This window comes from Sphingobacteriales bacterium (genome assembly GCA_016711285.1).
In the GTDB taxonomy this organism is placed as follows: Bacteria; Bacteroidota; Bacteroidia; order Chitinophagales; family UBA2359; genus JADJTG01.
In genome coordinates this window covers 168,414-188,953 of record JADJTG010000007.1, presented here as the reverse complement: position 1 = coordinate 188,953, position 20,540 = coordinate 168,414, and the positions used below count along the sequence as shown (strand labels likewise).

At 44.4% G+C, this 20,540-nt stretch carries 17 protein-coding genes and 1 pseudogene; 9 read left to right on the top strand and 9 right to left on the bottom strand.

From position 1 onward, the window contains the following. Together IPL35_05575 and IPL35_05570 are read right to left on the bottom strand one after the other, a co-directional pair. Positions 1–266: acetyl-CoA carboxylase, biotin carboxyl carrier protein (locus IPL35_05575; GenBank protein ID MBK8442905.1), on the bottom strand; the 266-nt coding region annotated here is incomplete at its 3' end. 138 nt (positions 267–404) lie between these two features. Beyond that, on the bottom strand, positions 405–1,859 hold the full coding sequence (locus IPL35_05570; protein MBK8442904.1) for a DUF5106 domain-containing protein: 1,455 nt from the start codon (positions 1,857–1,859) through the stop codon (positions 405–407). Positions 1,860–2,208: 349 nt separating this feature from the next. Here IPL35_05570 and IPL35_05565 point away from each other — a divergent pair, with 349 nt between their 5' ends. After that, positions 2,209–2,640, top strand: coding sequence for a hypothetical protein (locus IPL35_05565; GenBank protein ID MBK8442903.1), 432 nt, complete (start codon positions 2,209–2,211; stop codon positions 2,638–2,640). Then, entirely contained in the window at positions 2,573–5,452 is a 2,880-nt protein-coding gene (locus IPL35_05560) for a starch-binding protein (GenBank protein ID MBK8442902.1), read from the top strand. Before IPL35_05565 ends, IPL35_05560 begins: the two co-directional genes overlap by 68 nt. A gap of 711 nt (positions 5,453–6,163) precedes the next feature. Here IPL35_05560 and IPL35_05555 read toward each other — a convergent pair. The 4 genes from IPL35_05555 to gcvT all read right to left on the bottom strand — a co-directional run bounded on the left by IPL35_05555 (position 6,164) and on the right by gcvT (position 9,650). Beyond that, positions 6,164–6,628: a DinB family protein gene (locus tag IPL35_05555; protein ID MBK8442901.1), complete on the bottom strand. Its 465-nt coding sequence runs from the start codon at positions 6,626–6,628 to the stop codon at positions 6,164–6,166. Between the two features lie 25 nt (positions 6,629–6,653). After that, positions 6,654–7,214: a hypothetical protein gene (locus IPL35_05550; protein MBK8442900.1), complete on the bottom strand. Its 561-nt coding sequence runs from the start codon at positions 7,212–7,214 to the stop codon at positions 6,654–6,656. A gap of 41 nt (positions 7,215–7,255) precedes the next feature. After that, positions 7,256–8,479, bottom strand: a complete 1,224-nt coding sequence (locus IPL35_05545; protein MBK8442899.1) for an ATP-grasp domain-containing protein — start codon at positions 8,477–8,479, stop codon at positions 7,256–7,258. Positions 8,480–8,561: 82 nt separating this feature from the next. Continuing rightward, a complete protein-coding gene (gene gcvT, locus IPL35_05540; protein MBK8442898.1) occupies positions 8,562–9,650 on the bottom strand; it encodes a glycine cleavage system aminomethyltransferase GcvT in 1,089 nt (362 codons plus the stop codon). Between the two features lie 182 nt (positions 9,651–9,832). Here gcvT and IPL35_05535 point away from each other — a divergent pair, with 182 nt between their 5' ends. After that, positions 9,833–10,102, top strand: coding sequence for an HU family DNA-binding protein (locus IPL35_05535; protein ID MBK8442897.1), 270 nt, complete (start codon positions 9,833–9,835; stop codon positions 10,100–10,102). 65 nt (positions 10,103–10,167) lie between these two features. Here IPL35_05535 and IPL35_05530 read toward each other — a convergent pair whose 3' ends face one another. Further along, positions 10,168–10,704: a hypothetical protein gene (locus IPL35_05530; protein MBK8442896.1), complete on the bottom strand. Its 537-nt coding sequence runs from the start codon at positions 10,702–10,704 to the stop codon at positions 10,168–10,170. Between the two features lie 268 nt (positions 10,705–10,972). Here IPL35_05530 and IPL35_05525 point away from each other — a divergent pair, with 268 nt between their 5' ends. The 5 genes from IPL35_05525 to IPL35_05505 all read left to right on the top strand — a co-directional run bounded on the left by IPL35_05525 (position 10,973) and on the right by IPL35_05505 (position 18,124). After that, positions 10,973–12,331 (top strand): DEAD/DEAH box helicase, encoded by a 1,359-nt coding sequence (locus IPL35_05525; protein ID MBK8442895.1) that lies wholly within the window; start codon positions 10,973–10,975, stop codon positions 12,329–12,331. Between the two features lie 142 nt (positions 12,332–12,473). Next, a complete protein-coding gene (locus IPL35_05520) occupies positions 12,474–15,344 on the top strand; it encodes a T9SS type A sorting domain-containing protein (protein ID MBK8442894.1) in 2,871 nt (956 codons plus the stop codon). After that, positions 15,341–16,282 carry a diacylglycerol kinase family lipid kinase gene (locus IPL35_05515; protein MBK8442893.1) on the top strand — a complete coding sequence of 314 codons (942 nt, stop codon included), beginning with the start codon at positions 15,341–15,343 and terminating at the stop codon, positions 16,280–16,282. Before IPL35_05520 ends, IPL35_05515 begins: the two co-directional genes overlap by 4 nt. 124 nt (positions 16,283–16,406) lie before the next feature. Beyond that, positions 16,407–17,252 (top strand): acetyl-CoA carboxylase carboxyltransferase subunit beta, encoded by an 846-nt coding sequence (locus IPL35_05510; GenBank protein MBK8442892.1) that lies wholly within the window; start codon positions 16,407–16,409, stop codon positions 17,250–17,252. A 113-nt stretch (positions 17,253–17,365) separates the two neighbouring features. Beyond that, entirely contained in the window at positions 17,366–18,124 is a 759-nt protein-coding gene (locus IPL35_05505; GenBank protein MBK8442891.1) for a methyltransferase domain-containing protein, read from the top strand. Positions 18,125–18,130: 6 nt separating this feature from the next. Here IPL35_05505 and IPL35_05500 read toward each other — a convergent pair whose 3' ends face one another. Continuing rightward, positions 18,131–18,811, bottom strand: coding sequence for a CAP domain-containing protein (locus IPL35_05500; GenBank protein ID MBK8442890.1), 681 nt, complete (start codon positions 18,809–18,811; stop codon positions 18,131–18,133). A 313-nt stretch (positions 18,812–19,124) separates the two neighbouring features. Here IPL35_05500 and IPL35_05495 point away from each other — a divergent pair. Continuing rightward, positions 19,125–19,809, top strand: a pseudogene (locus tag IPL35_05495) (response regulator transcription factor). Between the two features lie 11 nt (positions 19,810–19,820). Here IPL35_05495 and IPL35_05490 read toward each other — a convergent pair. Continuing rightward, positions 19,821–20,531, bottom strand: coding sequence for a 2-C-methyl-D-erythritol 4-phosphate cytidylyltransferase (locus IPL35_05490; protein MBK8442889.1), 711 nt, complete (start codon positions 20,529–20,531; stop codon positions 19,821–19,823). Between the last annotated feature and the right edge of the window lie 9 nt (positions 20,532–20,540).

Below are 20,540 nucleotides of genomic sequence, written 5' to 3'. Positions count from 1 at the left end.
AGGTTGGTATCGGCGGCGGGCGGCGGTGTGGCGGTGTCGGCGGCTTTGGGGGCTTCGGCGGCGGCAGACGGGGCTGCTACAGGAGACGCTGCTATCATAGCAGGAGCGGGAGCAGTACTATACACTACACGATCGCCTCCGTTTTGCGCTTCAACGTATGCTTTGGTGCGCAGGGTGATTTTAAAATTTTCGCTCTCCAACTTCAACTCTGCAATATCCGATTTGCTCAACAGCTTTACTAATTCTTGTATCTCTTTAAAATCCATAAAAAAATAGCGATAAATTGATGTGTTTGGTGAATAATGATTGAAAGATACTATATTTTTCTTTTATACGAGGTATATAAATTAATTTGACCGAAGTATGCTGCTGCTCTCTTCGTCATTTTATTTCCGGCAAAAACATCAACCGCCCGACTTTTTATCTTCTTTTTTATCCGTTTTTTCGGTATGTAATTTTTTTTCGTAGCGTTCCAAAAACTCCACCAACTGCTCAGGATTGAGGCGTTTGCCGATGATTTTTTTGTCTTTATCCAAAATAAACAGGCGCGGTGTGCCGCTGATGTCGTATTGCTCGCGGAAATTGCTTTTGAATTTCGGGTCGGCTACATTTATCCACGAATTGGGATTCTCTTTCAGGTACTGTGCCCATTTGTCCATTTCCTGCTCCACACATACCGACAATACCTGAATGTTGTAAGTGGCTTGGAGCGTATCAAAAGCTGCTACTAAATGAGGGGTTTGTTTTTTGCAGTGTCCGCAGTCGGGGTCCCAAAACCACAGCAGCAAATAATCGTATTGCAAACCGTACATATTCACCATATTGCCTTTGTCGTCCTGCAAAATCATATTGGGGGCGGGTTTGCCGAGTAAATTAAAACGCAACTTATTCGCTTTGTCGGTGATTTTGAACAAATCCGTATCACTGAGCCAAGTGGCTTGTTTGGTGGAGTAGTAAGTGTCGGAAATATGTACATACACCGCATCTAAACCCATAATTTGGGAAGAAAAATATTTATTGAGCAAAGTGCCGAGTACATATTGAAACATTTTTTCGGTGGGCTTTGATTTTTCTATAATCATATCCACATGGCTGAGGAGCGAGTCGGAGGTCTGCGCCACCATTTTATCCAAATAAGTGTTTATTTTTTGGTGAATTAAGGAGGTGCGCAACAAGCGGGTGTCGCTGAAATCCACATTATCAAAAAAATGGGCGCGCTCATAATAAAAACGCGCATTGCTGTCGTTTTTCCATTTTTCTTTGAGGTCGACGGGTATTTCGGGACCTTCAATGGTATAAAGTACTTTTGAAAAGAAACAATCGGGGCATTTTTTGCGCAAAGCGAGGCGTTCTTCCTTTACTTCGTTGTCAATGGCAGTAAGTTGCTCCTTTAGCTTTTTTACGGTGATGCTGTCTTTGGCGGTCTCTTTTTCTTTGATTTGGGCGTTTATTTTTTCGCTTTGCTCCTGTTTTTGTTTGATAAAACGCAAATCTTCATAAAAAAGGTCGTTGCCCGGACTGTTTTTAAATTGGGTATTCTTTACAAAATCGCTTGTATCTGTGGTAACAGAAAAATGCTGTTCGTGGTCATCTACGATGATTTCAAAGTATTTTTTGTTGGGGGTGATGATGAGGTACATACCGCCGTCCAAAGCAGTTTCGCCTTTAAATACGCCCTCTCCCTTGGCACTTAAACGAATAGTATCTTTTACATACTGCTTTTCTCCAAAATGATAGCCCAGCAGCACCGTAGTATCTTTCAAACCTCTCACCGCTACTTTTATTTCATAACCATCGGGTGGCATGGGAGCAGCGGCAGCAAAAGATGAAGCGGCAAAACAAAAAAAAACTATTCCCAAAAGGAAAAATCTTACAACGCTCATATAATATGAATGATATGTTTTTTTCAACATCGCAAAGGTAAAATGAATTTCTTAGTGTAACTATCTTTTCTTTAAACCTATAGTGCTGATTAAATAATATTAACAAAAAAAACAGTGAGATTTTATGATATGTTTTAAACATAAAAAAATTAAAGCAAATATAATATTGGTACATCACTTTTTGCTGAACTTTGTTTATATGTATTTTTAAATTTTATTTGCTTTATTTATATTTACGAATTATTTATTTTCTGTTGAATAATTCTTACTTATGTTTAAATACTTCTTTCTTTTTGTTTGCTTGTTCTGTTTTACCGCCGTCACATTGCAGGCTCAAAATTATTTTACCTGGGACAACGCCACGATGTATTTTGCCATTACCGACCGTTTTAATGACGGCAATAGTGGCAATAATGCTTCTTACGGACGCGGCACCGACCCTGTGGGCGGCTTTATGGGCGGCGATTTTGCCGGACTCACCCAAAAAATCAATTCCGGCTATTTGGATAGCCTTGGCGTAAATGCAATTTGGATATCGCCGCCTTACGAGCAAATTCACGGCTCGGTGCCGGGATATGGCAGTAATTCGGCTTTTCAAAACCACTACGCCTATCACGGTTATTACGCGCTCGACTTCACCGAAACTGATGCCAACTTCGGTACATTTGCAGAGTTTCAGACTTTTGTAGATGCTGCCCACAACCTATGGTATTCGTGTGGTGTTGGATATTGTACTCAACCATGTGGGCTACGATAATACCGCCGATTCGCAAACCTATAATTTGGGCGCAGTGAGCAATCCTACCGACCCGCTTTGGTGCAACTGGTGGACAGACAACAACGGTGTGCCTTGGATTCGCAAAGGCGATGGCACGCAATATTGCGCCGTTGCCAGTGGCGGCGATGACCTCACGATGGCACTCGCCGGACTTCCCGACATTCGTACCAACTACACTACGGCGGTGGGCTTGCCCAAGGTGCTGCAAACCAAATGGAACAGCACCAAAGAAGCACAGGAACTCGCCGAACTCAACACTTTTTTCAACAATACAACACTCACTGCTACTCCTTCCAACCACCTCATTAAGTGGCTCACCGATTGGGTGCGGCAGTATGGAGTTGATGGTTTTCGCATTGATACCTACAAACATGTAGAGCGGGCAATATGGGGCGAATTGAAAGACCAAGCCAATGATGCCTTTGCAGAATGGAAAACCAATAATCCTGCAAAAAAATTAGACGACAATGATTTTTGGATGGTGGGCGAATGGTATGGACACGGACCCGGAAAAAATACCGAAGCCGTGACAGTTGGCAAAACCGATGCGCTTATCAATTTTAACTTTCAATCGCAGGCGGCTACACCTACCGCCCTCAACAGCACTTATGCCAACTATGCCGCTATCGTCAATCCCGACCCCGAATGGAATATTCTCAGCTATATTTCTTCGCACGACACCTACCTTTTCGACCGCAACGATTTGATAGATGGAGGTACTTCTTTGTTGTTGGCACCCGGAGCAGTGCAAATTTTTTATGGCGATGAAAGTGCCCGTCCAACCTTGTCGTACAATACAGGTACTGATCAGGATACGCGCTCTTTTATGAATTGGAGCAGTATCAACAATACCGTACTCAACCACTGGAAAAAATTGGGTAAATTTCGCAAAAAACACCCTGCCATCGGTGCGGGTACGCACACTTTAATACAAGCCACTTCGCCTTATATTTTCAAGCGCGAATATCAAAACACAGCCGCCGGCGTATGCGATGTGGCATTGATTGCTTTGGGAACAGGCAGCGGAGCAGTTACTTTGAACGTAAGCGGCACTTTTGCCAACGGAACGCTGCTGCGCAACTATTATACCGGAGCTACCGCCACCGTAAGCAATGGGCAAGTAACCTTTACCGTAGGCAGCGAGCAATTATTATTAATAGAAGCTGTGAATAATTTACCTTGTTTGTTGGTGGATATATCGCCGGATATATGCTCTTCGGATACACCGGTACAGGTGACAATTTCGGCGGCTGACGGCAATAATCCGAATACCACACCTGCCATTTATTATACCTTTGATGCCAATGCTAACCCTGCCAATTTAAGCCAATGGACGCTCTACAGCGCACCTTTTACACTCAGTCAGTCGCAAACGGTATATACTTTTGCCCAAAATACCGCCGGAGAACAATCGGAGGTATTGTCGCAGGAATTTGTTATCAACGAAGTGCCGAGCATCACCATTCATTGGAATGCTGCCGCCGCTAATTGCAGCAATCCAAAAATTTATATCTGGGACATCAATGGCATACCAAATACCGCACCTGCCGCTTGGCCCGGGCTTTCTATGAGCGACCCCGATGGCGACGGCTGGTACGAATACACACTCGTAAATGCTTGCTTTGCCAATGTGATTTTTTCGTGCAACGGAGCAAATCAAACAGCAGATTTGAGGGTAAGCGGCGATGCCTGCTACGACAATGGCTGGTTGAGTACTTGCCCTGACTTTCCGCCCGCTACCTACATTGCGCCCAACGGCGGCAACTATGGTGTGGGCTTCTTAGATGTGAGCATCGTGAGTACCGGAAACAACTGCTACACCTATTATACCACTGACGGCACCGCGCCTACTGCTGCTTCTACTCCTTACAACGGTGCTTTTTCACTCAATGGCTATGCGGGCAGCAGTTATACCGTACAGGCAGTTTCTTATTGTGGCAATGATACGAGCAATATAGCCACTCAAACATATACCTTCGCCGATGGCATTACTTTGTATTGGAACTCCAACGGCACTTGCAACACACCTTATATATATGCGTGGAATTTAAACGGTGTAAGCGGCACGAATATAGGAGCTTGGCCCGGCAAACTTATGAGCGACCCCGATGGCGATGGTTGGTTTGAATACAGCATCGCCGGAGCCAACTGCGTCAATGTTATTTTTAATTGTGGCTCTAATCAAAACCAAACCTCCGACCAACTCAATATTTGCGCCGACTCTTGTTTTCAGGGAACTACGGCGGCGGGTGCTTGGGTCGCTTGTCCTACTTCGGTAGCAGCTTGTCCCGAAGATTTAACCTTGAATACAACACCTATTGCGGCAGATACCTATTCGGTGCAGGAGGTGATATTTTCGGCAGGCAGCGTAAATAGCGGCACTACGGTTCATTTTGAAGCGGGGGAAGCGATTGTGCTGATGAATAATTTTGCGGCGGTAGCGGGCAGCAATTTCAGGGCGAATATAACAGCCTGCGGCGGCGGCAACAAAACAAAGGCATTGAACAACGGAATAGCTCTCGGAGCAAACTCCGCAGCCGATGTTTTTATTGCACCGAACCCCGCCCGCGAAATGGCTTTGCTGTATTTACGACAACTGCAAAATGAAACCCTGCAAGTGCGCTTATCAGATTTAAGCGGAAGATTGTTGTATTTTACAAACCCCTCAACGGTAGATAGTGAACTACAAACTATTGCATTGCCTTTATCCGGTTTGCCGCAGGGCTTGTATATAGTACAAATACAGGGTAAAAATTTTTACAAAACTATAAAATTGCAAATCTTGTACTAATACCAATAAGTAGTTGAGCCTATTTAGTTTATATTGTTTTTAATCAAAACTCTACTATCAAAATATTGGTTTTCAGTTAATTATACCCGGGGGGGCTCCCCCCCGGGGGGGGACGGGGGGGGGGGGGGGGCGGGGGGGGGGGGCCCGGGGGGGGGGCCCCCCCCCTGGGGGGGGGGGGGGGCCCTACCCCGGCCGGGGGCCCCGGCTTGGGCGGGGCCGGCGGGGCCCCCCCCCCCCTCTCGCCCCCCGGGCCTCGCGCCCCCGGCGCCCCGGGGGGGGCGGGGCGGCCCCCCCCCCCCCCCCCGGGGGGCCCCCCGGGCCGCCGCGCCCGGGCCGCCCGGGACGGGCCTTTCCCCGTTATCTTTTAATCATCAATTGAATAAATCACAAATAAATGTGTGCTATCACTTAAATACGGTCAATAATTTATTTTGCTCATATTTTTAGAACACGGATTTAACAGATTGAACGGATTTTTACGGATAAAAAAATCTGGGTAATGGTTTTATTACAACTGGGTAAAGATACCGGACAAACCAATCATATAGAGCGTTGAAACAACAGCATTTGGCAGGTTTTGGGTAGGCTGACGCGAAAAACCTTGTCTTTTCTAAAAGCGATTTCTTCAATGACATTGTTATCAGGCTTTTTATCATCAGATACAGCAATGCCAAATCAACAACAGTTAATTAAAAACTATTACCAAATATTTTATAAGTCTAAATATTTTGAAAGAAGCACAATTTGCCCTAAGTGGTAGGAGTCGTGTTGTAAAATGCCTTGTATATGCTCATAATACGTCATATTATTGTTGGGATAGCGTAATTCAAATGATTCGGGATTAAAATTTTTCAAGAATTCAAGCCATTGTTTTTGAGTATCATCATATTCGTCCAATGTTCTTGCCCAAGCAACTTTTGATTGAACAGGTATTGGCTCAAAGTAATTGTTATCCGGTGTAGTCACTAAGATACCCTGAAGCCTTTTCAAAACATTGGTTCTCCAATTTATTAAATGGTTCACAATTTCCCAAATAGAGTTGCCTGTTGGAAGCGGTTTAGTAGCTGCTTGTTCGGGTGTAATGTTGGCTAAAACAGACCTGATATTAATATCTATCCAGGGTTCGCCATCGTATAGCTTTTCAAAAAGGCTAATTATTCTATTTATTTCTGTCATTATTATTTGTGCGTAAAATTTTTAATTAATGAGTTGTACTTACGACATTGCAGTCGTGCAATGCGGCGTTGCAGTCGTGCAATGCGGCGTTGCAGTCGTGCAATGCGGTGTTGCAGTCGTGCAATGCGGTGTTGCAGTCGTGCAATGCGGTGATGCAGTCGTGCAATGCGGTGATGCAGTCGTGCAATGCGGTGATGCAGTCGTGCAATGCGGTGATGCAGTCGTGCAATACGGCGTTGCAGTCGTGCAATGCGGCGTTGCAGTCGTGCAATGCGGCGTTGCGGTCGTGCAATGCGGTGTTGCGGTCGTGCAATGCGGCGTTGCAGTCGTGCAATGCGGCGTTGCAGTCGTGCAATACGGCGTTGCAGTCGTGCAATGCGGTGATGCAGTCGTGCAATACGGCGTTGCAGTCGTGCAATGCGGTGATGCAGTCGTGCAATGCGGTGATGCAGTCGTGCAATGCGGTGATGCAGTCGTGCAATGCGGTGATGCAGTCGTGCAATGCGGTGATGCAGTCGTGCAATGCGGTGATGCAGTCGTGCAATGCGGTGATGCAGTCGTGCAATGCGGTGATGCAGTCGTGCAATGCGGCGTTTACAGGCTTTTTTTAAATATTACGATAACCAACTACATCGTCTGTGGACCTGCTTTTGCTTTCGGCGGAGCAATGGCGTGATAATCGCGGGCAACCAAAGCCGTGTATTCATCTAAAATTTCTAATACACGCTCGCGCTGCGAAGATGCTACAATCGCTCCTACATGTTGTTCCATATTTAAAGTCCAGCGCAATTCAGGACGTTTGAAAGGGGTCATATCCGGTGTTGAATAACGCGACAACGAAACAATAATACCTGCATAATCATTGCGCACCGGCGGCAATATATACGGTATGCCCAAGGCTTCGGCAACTTCTAATTTTGCCCACTCTGCCCACAAATTAATACCCGAAGAAGCCTCCACCATATCCGCCAAATGTGCGCCGCCCACCCGCGAAGAGGTTTCGAGAAAATAAAATTTACCGTCTTCTTTTGATTTGATAAACTCGCTGTGCGAAGCACCGTGCCGCAAACCAAAGGCTTTCATCACCGATTTGTTGAGTTTGATGAGTTCTTTTTCGTCTTTTGAATTAAAAGGTACGGTTACAGAACGAAAAATGCCGCCGCCCTGCGACACTTCCAAAGGCGGGCTGAGGTATTGCGAACAACGCGAAAACAATACATTGCCGTCTAAGCTCAAAGTATCCACATGATACACATCGCCGGGCGTAAAACGCTCCACCAAATATTCGTGGCGGTTGTGCCCCAAACCTTCTGCTACATTCCACAATTCGTTGCTGGTATGCACTTTTTTAATACCGGTGGCGGAGGCTTCGGAGCGCGGTTTTACGACCCAGGGTGCAGGCGTTTGAGCAGCAAACTGATGTATGGCATCATCATAAAAAAAAGCGGTGAACGCCGGAACCGGAATATTAAATTCTTGTGCCCGCAGACGCATCGCTAATTTGTCACGAAAATAACGCGCTGTGGTTTGTCCCATACCCGCAATCCGAAAGTGTTCGCGCAGCAAAGCTCCCTTTTCCACATCAAAATCATCTAAAGAAATAATACGGTCAATATGCAATTTGCGCATGGTATGAGCCAAGCCGCTTTTTACAAATTCCATATTCCAATTATTATTTTCATCGCTGGGCACATAAAAAAAATCGTCGATGGCTTCGCGCGGCCAGTCTTTATCTTTGAGTTTATAAGAAGTAAGCAAATAAACCTTGCAGCCCGCTTCTTTGGCGGCACGCATAAAATTTTCACCTTTAAAATAGCTGGCGATACAGAGCAGAGATAGAGGGGCTTTCATGTGTGTTTTTGTGTGTAAAAAGAGGTAAAATAATAAATTTTAATAATTGATGAGATACTTAAAAAAAGCAAAAAGAGTAGCTTTATTTTTTCAAAAAAGGAACATCTGTCACTTTGGCGGCAATTTCTTTGTTGCGCACTTGCACCCACACTTCGGTGTTGGTTTCGGTGTGAGGACGCTCAATATATGCCAATGCAATGGCTTTGTCCAAACTCGGCGACTGTGTTCCCGAAGTTACTTTCCCGATGGCATTGCACTGAGCATCCAGCACGGTATAGCCTTGGCGCGGAATAGCTCCGCCTTCCAACATTTCCAAGCCCACCAATTTGCGGTGCACCCCTTGTGCTTTTTGCTGCATCAGTATTTCTTTTCCGATAAAATCTTTGTTGAATTTGGTAATCCAGCCCAAACCCGCCTCCAAAGGCGAAGTGTGGTCGTCTATGTCGTTGCCATATAAGCAATATCCCATTTCGAGTCGGAGGGTGTCGCGGGCAGCCAATCCGATGGGTTGAATGCCCTTGCCGCCATTAGCAGTTTGGAGGGCTTGCCACAGCTGCGCCGCCTGCTGCTCCTGAAAATACAACTCAAAACCGCCTGCTCCGGTGTAGCCCGTAGCGGAAATGAGGATATTGGGTAAGCCGGCAAAATCGCCGATAGCAAAATGATAATATGCTATCGCCGACAAATCAATGTCGGTAAAAGGCTGCAAAAGCTGTACGGCGGCGGGTCCCTGAATTGCCAACAGCCCCATCTGATTGGATAAATCGCTCACACGGGCATCGAAGCGGTTGTGTTGTTGTATCCAAGCCAAGTCTTTTTCAATATTGGCAGCATTGACCACCATCAGGTATTGGTCGGGATTGATGCAATACACAATCAAATCATCAACAATACCGCCCTGCTCATTGGTAAGGCAGGAGTATTGCGCCCGATTGGGGTATAATTTTGAGGCATCGTTGCTGCACAAATATTGCAACAAATCAAGAGCCTGTGCTCCCTCTATAAAAAATTCCCCCATGTGCGACACATCAAACAAGCCCGCATCATTGCGAACCACAAGGTGTTCTTCTTTAATACTGCTATATACAATCGGCATATCGTAGCCGGCAAAGGCTGCCATTTTTGCTCCTAATTGGCGATGGAAGGCAGTAAAACCTGTTTCTTTGAGCATAAAAAAATATAAATTATGGCAGCAATGATAATACTTTTAAAATTTTTATAAAAAATATGTGTGTGTTTTAGTGGAAATTTATTTAAAAATAAGCATTTTTGCGCCTCATATCGGAGAAGTTATTCTCTTGAGGCTCACAAAAAACCTTATTTTTTTATATTATTTTAATTTTTTTAAAAAAAATGAACAGAACACAATTAGTAGATCACATTGCCAAAGAAGCCAATTTAACAAAATCGCAAGCCTCTTATGCCTTAGATGCCTTGACAAACGGTGTTGTATCTGCTCTGAAAACAGGCGATAAAATTGCCATATCGGGTTTGGGTAGTTTTCAGTTGAGCATAAGACCTGCCCGCACAGCACGCAACCCCAAAACCGGAGAGGCTGTACAAGTGCCTGAAAAAAAACAAGTGAAGTTTAAAGTGGCTAAAGGTTTGGAAGACAGCCTTTAATACATATATTAATGGCAAAAACATAGTGTATAAAAGTCGGCTTTTTTATCAAAAGCCGACTTTTTTTATTCATACAACAAACATTCGGCAATGTAATTTTCCCAATTTTTTTGGGCAATCGTATGCAAGCTGTAGTGCGTTTCATCATCAAAACGCAATTGAGTATCTCGCCATTCATCAAGTATTTTTTTTACTTCAGCCTCCAATATTACCACATCTCTACAAGTATAAGTACGCTGTTCCAAGCAATGTTTTAAACGGCGTGCATATAGCTCCGTAATATCAAAATGGGTTTGTTCGTGGCGCAAGCAGTCGGTGGTTTTGCCCAAAGGACGCACCCACGATTCCTCTTTCAGGAAAACTGCTTTTATCCTAATTTGGAGCGTATCCTGCGGGGTACAAAAATAGCGGTACTGTATGAGAGAAGAAGTAAGGGCAGCAATACGCAAATAACGTGTTTCGGGCGGTGCTGCCTGAAAATCTGACCACTCCAAACGCCGCTCCTTGCTCCATTGCAAACGATTGGGAGCAATTTCTATATTATCTGTATTCCACCAAGCAGCCAACAAAAACCACCACCAACCTAAAAAAAGATACAGCATTGTCAATAGCGTTGTTTTTAGTTGTAAAAAATATAGATTTGTTCAACGAAAGTATTTCTTTTTTATTCTGTATGATTGTGCAAAAGCCGAAATCAGGCTTGTGTTATCTACAAATATAACATAAAATAGTTTTTAAAATGTACTCGTTCATACATGCCGCAAATTGTTATTTAAAAATAAACTAATTTTGCAGCTAACTTTTTATTTTTATACAGTGACATTCAAAGATTTCGGACTTAATGAACACTTGGTAGAGGGTTTGGAAGCGATGGGTTTTGAAACACCGACCCCCGTGCAGCAACAAGCCATTCCTTTGGTGATGCAACAGCGCGACCTCATCGCCTGCGCCCAAACCGGAACCGGCAAAACGGCTGCCTATCTTTTGCCTATTCTGCATGCCATCAGCCAAAACCAACACACGGGCATCAATACATTGATTATTGCTCCTACCCGCGAGTTGGCACAGCAAATAGACCAACAAGTAGAGGGATTGGCGTATTTTAGCGGTGCTACTTCTATTGCTATTTATGGCGGCAGCGATGGCGGCAGTTGGGACGTGCAGCGCAAGGCTTTACAAAACGGAGCCGACCTCATCATTGCCACACCCGGACGGCTGTTGCAGCATTTGAGTTTTGAATACGCCAATTTTTCTACCTTGCAACATTTGGTACTCGACGAAGCCGACAAAATGTTGGATATGGGATTTTTTGATGATATTATGAAAATCATTAACGCGCTGCCCAAACAACGGCAAACTTTGTTGTTTTCGGCTACCATGCCGTCCAAAATCAAACAATTAGCCAATACCATTCTCAATAATCCGGCTTTTGTGGAAATTGCCATTGCCCGCCCTGCCGACCGCATTTTGCAAGCCGCTTATTCCATTCACGACAGCGACAAGCTCAAAATGTTGTATCATGTTTTGCGCCAGAAAGAAGTGAGTGCGGTGGTGTTTTCTTCTACCAAAATCAATGCAAAAAACATTGAACGCGAACTGCAACAGAAAAAATTTCCGGCACGCGCCATTCATTCTGATTTGGAGCAGGAAGAACGCCAGCAGGCTTTGTTGGATTTTAAAAACGGAAAAATAAAAACTTTGGTCGCCACCGACATTTTGTCGCGCGGTATTGATATTGAAGGGATTGATTTGGTGATCAATTATGATGTGCCCCACGATGCCGAAGATTATGTGCATCGCATCGGCAGAACAGCCCGCGCTGCCGCTTCGGGGGTGGCGATTACTTTTATCAGCCCCAGAGAACAGCGCAAATTTGCGGGTATTGAAAAATTAATCGGAAAAGAAGTGCGCAAAGTGCCGCTGCCTGCCGACATCGGCGAATCACCGCTTTACGAGCCTTTCAGCAAATCCGGCAGCGGCGGCGGTAGAGGCAATGCACACAAACCCCCGCAAAACCGGCATAAAAACAGGCAAAATTCCTCGAATCCGCACAAAAAAATACTGCTGCTCCTAACAATGGTTCATCGCGCAATAATCACAACAACGAAGCAGCCGACAACAAAGAAAGAGGCAGCAAACCACAACACAAAGGAAATTTTCGCCCTCATTTCAAAGACAAAAACAAACCTTCTGACCCCGACTCTGCTCCTAAATAAAAACAGAGCATAGTTGATTTATAATTTAAAAATGCAGTTTTGTAATAAAACACTACTTTTTAATAGGTTTATATTTTGTTAAACATGTAATATAAAAATTCAACAAATCACCTCTTCAACTCCTTTTGCTTATGCGCTGCACATTATACACTGTTTTGGCATTGATTCTTGTCTATTCAACCTATCGCATTGCCATTGATTTTTATCATCAGAAAGAAAGCATCGGCGAAGCCAAAGAACAAGCAGAAAAATTTGTTCCTGACGATATATTTTTTCTGCAACGCAGCTATCCCTCCACCACTTTTGATATGCCCGCCTACGAAAAAGCCTTGGCTCAGGTGCAGCAGCACCGCCTCGCCAAGCAAGGGGCAGCGGATAAACAATGGCAACTACAAGGTCCCGGCAATATCGGCGGGCGTATTACCTGTATAGCGGCTTTGCCTTCGCAGCCCGACATTATATATGTGGGAACAGCACGCGGCGGCGTTTTCAAAACCACTGACGGCGGCACTACTTGGCAATCTCTTTTTGATGCACAAACCCACTTAGCCATCGGCGATATAGAAATAGACCCCAACAACCCCTCCACTGTATATGTGGGTACGGGCGACAAAGAAGTTTCGGGCTATCCTGCTGTGGGCAACGGCTTATTCAAAAGCACAGACGGCGGCATCACCTGGCAAAATATCGGATTGCAACAACAGCGCATCATTTCAAAAATAAATGTACACGCCACCAACTCCAACCTGATTACGGCTTCGGCGATGGGCTTGCCTTTTGAGCCTGACGAACACCGCGGTTTGTATCGCTCTGCCGATGGCGGCAACTCGTGGCAAACTCTTTTGCAGGTAAACGACTCCACCGGCGTTATTGATTTTTTGGTACACCCCCAAAATCCCGATATTATTTATGCTGCCAGTTGGGAGCGTTTGCGGAGCAATCGTTTTAATATCATAAATGGTTTGAACGCCCGTATTCGCAAAACAACAGACGGCGGTGCAACTTGGCAAATTCTCTCCAACGGTTTGCCTGCCGACAGCCTCTCGCGCATCGGATTGGCGATGCACCCCGACGACCCCAATATTATTTTTGCCGAAATAGTAGGCAAAAACCAAAATCTGCAAGGGGTGTATAAAAGCCCCGACAGTGGTGCTACTTGGCAGCAGATGGTACAAGACGATTATTTTAAAGACTCGGCTCTGGCGGGTTTTGGTTGGTATTTTGGTAAAATACGCATCAATCCTTTCAAGCCGCAGGAAATATATTTGTTGGGCGTAGATTTGTGGCGCAGCGAGGACGAGGGCGAATTTTGGAATATGGTGGGTCCTCAATGGTGGACGTATGAGGTACACGCCGACAAACACGATTTGTTGTTTTTAGATGCCCACACACTGCTGCTTGCCACAGATGGCGGTTTATATAAAAGCACTGATGGCGGCACTACTTGGAAAGACATAGAAAATTTGCCCGTAACACAGTTTTATCGGGTTGCCTACAATCCGCACCAAGCCAATGATTATTGGGGCGGCGCACAGGATAACGGCACTATGAATGGCAATACCGACATTCTGAATGATTGGCTGCGCCGCAATGGAGGAGATGGATTTCAGGTGCGTTTTCACCCCGAAAGCCCCAATGTGGTGTATAGCGAAACGCAATGGCTCGGTATCAATGTGAGCACCGATGGCGGCGACAACTGGCAAGATGGCACTTTTGGCATTGATATGAGCGACCGCATGAACTGGGACGGACCTTATTTCATCAGCCCCAACAACAGCTACGATTTATATTGTGCTACGCACCGCGTATATAAAAGCGAAGGTTCTTTGATACCCAATTGGTCGCCTATAAGCGAGGATTTGACTGATTTTACAGAAAACCCTGACGAAGAAAACCCCAAATTACACACCATTAGCAGCATCGCCGAAGCAAAAGGAGCATTGGGGCTTTTGTATGTGGGCACTTCTGATGGCAATGTGTGGCGCAGCAACAATGCCGGTACTTCGTGGGAGCGCGTAGATGCCTCTTTGCCCGACCGCTATGTGACACATTTGTTCACTTCTTACGAAAACTCCAACCGCGTGTGGCTGTCTTATTCGGGTTATAAAGATAATGACGATACGCCGCACTTGTTTCGCAGCGATGATGCCGGAGATACTTGGTTGTCGGTAGCCGGCGATTTGCCGAACATTGCCATTAATCGTGTAGCAGTGATGGAAGGAAACGAAGATGTATTGTTTGTTGCCACAGACGGCGGCGTTTATTTTTCGCAAAACGGCGGCACACACTGGGAATTGCTCGGCAACAACCTGCCCATTGTGCCTGTTTATGATATAGAAATTGATGCAACAGCCAAAGAATTGATAGCCGGAACTTTTGGTCGCTCATTGTGGACAATAGATATAGCAGACCTCCTGCCCGCACAACCCTGTACTTTGGTTTTGGAAGATGATTATTATTCTTTGTATGACAACCCTCAAAATTTATTTGCTCCAACAGCTAACTACTATGCCACACAATGTAACAATAATACGCAAAATTGCATTTTTTTCAATGATGACTTGTGCAATCTCACTCCTTTACATGCATATATTGGCAACCCTATGTACGGTACTTTAAATATTATCAATGCAGAAACAGGTGCTTATGAATACCTGCCTCCAAATGATTTTTCGGGCGTAGATTTTTTGCAATATCAAGTATGTGTGGAAGAAAACAACTGTGCTACAGCGTGGGTATATTTTGAAATAGTTATTCCTGGTCATTTTACTTTAAGCGAAACTGCAGACATACAAGTATATCCCAATATTTTTAATGAATATTTTGAGATAAACAATACAAAACAAACACCCTCACAAATACAAGTGTTTGATGCACAGGGAAAACTCATGATGGCACAGCACAGTGCGGCGGCTAATATGCGAATAGATACCGATAATTGGAGCAATGGTATGTATTTTTTGTATGTTCGTCAGTTGGGAGGTGCGCAGCATTTTATAAAACTCATAAAAAGCAATCATCTTTGAATAATAATACAGCAGCAACGTGGTTTATCATAGCCAATCCGGTGTCGGGCGGCGGCAAAAGCAATCATCAAGCCTCCGAATTAGCACAATTATTACAAAAGAAAGGAATCGCTTTTGAACTTTTTTTTACCGAAAAAACAGGACACTGCATTGCTTATGTTCATAAAGCTTTGGAGCAGGGTTTTCGGCATTTTGCCATCATGGGCGGCGATGGTTCTTTTTTTGAATTGACCACTGCTATTTTAGCCCAACAGCAAGTGCCTTCTACGGAAATCACCGTATTGCTGGCTCCCGCCGGCACAGGTAACGATTTTGCACGCACTGCCCACCTCCCGCAAGAGCCTTTGCTATGGGCAAATATGATAGAAGCCGGAAAAACACGTTTGATAGATACGGTTTCGGCGACTTTTCAGAACTACGAACAGCCCACGGCACCTTTTTATTTTTTAAATGTGGCGGGCTTGGGTTTTGATGCTTATGTCGCTAAAAATTATTTAAGTAAAAACAAAAATATGGGGCAGTTGTCTTATTTGTTGTCGGTGTTGCAGGGCTTGTTCAGCTATCGCAATCAGCCGGTGGCAGTGGCGATAGACCCACCCCAAGGCAGCCGCATTGCCACCAAAATTTTTACTTTGGCAGTCGGCAACGGCAAATATTTCGGCGGCGGTATGAAAATATGCCCCCACGCCGAAATTGATGACGGTTTGCTCTATGTGACACTCATACAGAATATGCTCAAATTAGATGTGGTACGCCAATTATCGGCATTGTACAACGGCACTTTTATCAAGCATCCGCGCGTCAGCACCTACGAAGCCAAGCGTATTCTTATCAGCAGCCCCAAACCCATATATGTGCAGTTGGACGGCGAAGTGGTTGGGCAAACGCCGGTTACATTTGAAATAATACCACAATCTTTGCGTATTTTAGTGCCCTGATGTTTGTTTTTCGTACATTCTTTGCTCGGTAGCACATTTTTAATGAGGATTAAATTTTACATTCTACACGAACTTCAATAAATTTGCGCCTGAATTTTTACACAGCCCCATCTTTCTGTTCAAAATGTCTTGGTTTGACCGTATAAAAAAAGGTATTGTCACGCGCACCGCCGAAAAAAAGGAAGTGCCGGACGGCTTATGGTATAAGTGCGAACATTGTAAATATACCGGCACACAAAAAGAATTGCGCGACAACGCTTATGTGTGTCCTTCGTGCGCTTACCACAATCCCGTAAAATCACAAAATTATTTTGAACTGTTGTTTGACAATGCACAGTTTGAAGAATTATTTTCCACCTTAGCTCCGGTGGATATTTTGGAATTTTCGGATTTAAAAAGCTATAAAAACCGCCTCAAGGCAGCACAAGAAAAAACAGGGCTTAAAGATGCCATGCGCGTGGGTGTGGGCAGTGTGGAAAGTTTGCCCTGCGTTCTTTGTTGTATGGATTTCACCTTTATAGGCGGTTCGATGGGTTCGGTGATGGGCGAAAAAATTTCGCGTGCCATTGACTATTCCATACAATACCATATACCTTTGATGATTATTTCCAAATCGGGCGGGGCGCGTATGATGGAGTCGGCGTTTTCGCTGATGCAAATGGCAAAAACAGCCGCTAAATTAAGCAAACTCGCCAAAGCGCATTTGCCCTATATTTCTTTGATGACCGACCCCACTACCGGCGGCGTTACGGCTTCTTTTGCAATGCTCGGCGATTTGAATCTGGCAGAAAAAGGAGCTTTGATAGGCTTTGCCGGACCCCGCGTTATCCGCGAAACCATCAGAAAAGAATTGCCCGACGGCTTTCAGAAGGCGGAGTTTGTATTGGAAAACGGTTTTTTGGATATGGTCATTGACCGCCGCAATTTAAAAGACCAACTTGCTACATTTTTATTTTATTTCAAAAATTAAAAATGATAAAAACTACAACCAATCGTTGTTTGATTTTATTATTGCATTTCAATTACAAAAGATTTTATTTTATACACACACTGTAGAAAAAAAGTAATCAATCAAAAAAAACAATGGAGTTTTTAAAGAAAGTGAGCGACAGGCTTCTGTATGGCAAAAAGCGATACAGACACTCGCGCAAATATCATAATCCGGCAGATGCAGCAGAGATAGTTCCTTATATTGTACATTTGCTGCAGCCCAAAAGTGTGGTAGATGTAGGTTGCGGCACCGGAAGTTTTTTGAAAGTATTTAAGGAGCAAGGTGTTGAAATTTTGGGTATTGAGGGGGAATGGACACAAAAACAACTCCTATACATTGCCCCCGAAGAAGTATATATCGCCGACCTCGAAAAACCTCTGCAACTCCCCAAACGCTACGATTTGGCGGTAACTTTGGAAGTAGCCGAGCACATTTCAGAAAAAAACGCCCCCACATTCGTAAAAAGTGTGGTGGATTTGAGCGATGTGATTCTGTTTTCGGCAGCCATACCCAAACAACTCGGTCAAAATCACCTCAACGAGCAATGGATAGCCTATTGGCAAAGCCTATTTCGTGAGCACGACTACGAAGTATATGATGTATTACGCCATCATTTTTGGGATAATAAAAAAATATGGTGGTGGTATCGTCAGAATATGTATTTGGTGATAAAAAATACGGTGCAGCATAATTTTGCAAAAAAAGACAAAATCTTTAACTATGTACACCCCGACCTCTACAGCGAGCGTATGGACGAGTACCAATCCGTTTTGAGTGGCAGAGAGAGTTTATTTCTATATATTTTGTTGTTTTTCCGCTTTTTTACGGTACGTTTAGGGCTTACTCGTTAAGAAAAATCAGGGTTCATTTGGCAATATCGGCTTCCCGAATACTTGTGCGCCTACGATACCTTTCAATGCATCGTCATATACCACAGAAATACCTGCATGCGTAAATTTTTTGTTGAGTAAATTTTCGCGGTGTCCTTTGGAGTCCATCCAACCGGCTACCATTTCTTTTGCAATTTCTTCGTAAGTGGGCGCAATTAAAGTGATGCGCTTTCCTTCTGTAAGGATTGTAAAACCGTTAAAAGCCAGATTTTCGCCCAGCAGTTGATAATCGTCTTCTGTGCCACCCGCTGTTACTACGCGCTCACCCAGCGTATCGTAGCGTTTTGACCGCTGGCTGTGCGTAAGTTTGCGCTGTTCGGCGCAATAGGCAGCCTGTATATATGCCGCCTCCTGCAATAGCCCGTCATTGTAGAGTTCGGGTTTGTTTTTTTGTCTGCGAATACGGTTTACTTCCTCCTCTATTAATCGTTCCAAACGCAATGCGTCAAAATCGGTGGGGTCAATCTGTGTGGCGGGGTCGTCAATGGAGAGCCGTGCCGCCGCCGGTGCTTTTTTCAAACTGATGCTTTGTGCCATCACACCACTGCCACTGAACCACCACAGCAGCATTACCATCAGAATACGACAGGTTATACCGTTTATCGTTGTTTTTTGCGAGCAAAAACCTACAAAAGCCTCTTTTATCATAAATTATGAAATAATATTTTTGAGATAAACGCCAACAAGAGCAATATATTGACAAAATGAACATTTTTTTTTGGAATGCAAAAAAATTAAGTGCACTTATAGGAAGTATTCTATCGAAGTATTTATAAATTTAATTTTAGCTTAATATTGAATTAATACTGAAACAGCACCTTTGCTGCCGAATCACGGGGTATTTTTATGGGAGGAGTATGTAAAGTAAAGCAGAGAACCTAAAACAAAGGAATAACTTATATTTTTCATATCGGTTTTGTTGGTACTTTTGCATGATTGAAAAGTATTTTATTATAAAAATATGTCGGAAAAAATTAAAATTTTAGTAGTAGATGATGAGCCGGATATATTAAATTTTATATCCTACAATCTGCAAAAAGAAGGCTACGAAGTATCTACGGCTTCTGACGGTGCTATGGGCATCGCTATTGCTAAAAAAGAATTGCCGGAACTGATTATTTTGGATATTATGATGCCGCAATTAGACGGTATAGAAGTATGCAAAGAACTCCGCGCACTGCCTCAGTTTGATAATACACTGATTGTGTTTCTTACAGCCCGCAACGAGGATTATTCCCAAATTGCGGGTTTTGATGCCGGCGGAGATGACTATATTTCAAAGCCGGTGCGTTTGCGCGTACTCATCAGCCGCCTCAAAGCTCTTTTGCGCCGCCATTCCGCTGCTGCTCCCGAAACAGAAACCACACGCCAGCAATTCGGAGATTTGAGCATTGATGCCGAAAAAATGGAGATATATCGCGGCGACCAACTTTGTGTGTTGGCAAAAAGAGTTTGAACTGCTCCAGCTTCTTTCTTCCAAACCCGGCAAAGTATTTATGCGCAGCGAAATTTTTTCGCGGGTGTGGGGAGCAGACCTCATCGTGGGCGAGCGCACTATTGATGTGCATATCCGCAAACTGCGCGAAAAAATTGGCGAAGACTATATCAAAACAGTAAAAGGTATCGGCTATAAATTTGACTTTTAAAAAAAACTCAATCAACGGGGCTGTTGTTGTTCATATAGCCATTGCGCATAGGCAAAATCCGGCGGTGTGGTGAGTTTGATATTGTTATTTTGCCCTGCCACCAAAATAATCGCCTGCCCATAAGCCTCCACCACCGAAGCATCATCGGTAAATACTTCACGAAAATCCTGAATATAGGCAGCCTGTAACACAGAAAAACGAAAACATTGCGGCGTTTGTACGGCTACATAAGCGGCGCGGTTCACCGGCTCGCTGTCGCCCTGATTGTTTCGGAGGCGGCGCAACGAATCGTTGAGCGGCACTACCGGAATAGCTGCTCCTCGCAGGGCGGCGGCTTCGTAGCATCGTTGCAGCAACTCGCGGTCGGCGAAAGGGCGCACGGCATCGTGTATGCCCACAATGGCAGAGTCGGGGGCGTATTGCTGCAAATGTGCCAATCCGTTTTGCACCGAATGAAAGCGCGTAGCACCGCCCGCTACACTACCGAATATTTTCCACTTATTTTCTTCCACGCATTTGTTCCAATATTCCAAATACATTTCGTGCATCACCACCACAATATGCTCCACAGGCAAAAAAGCCGCAAAAGAACTAATCGTATGTTCCAATATAGTTTTATCGCCTAATTTCAAAAACTGTTTGGGCAATTGGCTCTGCATACGCTCCCCTTTGCCGCCGGCTACAATAATGGCGTAGTAGTTATTGTTGTTGTTGTTGTTCATTGTATATTG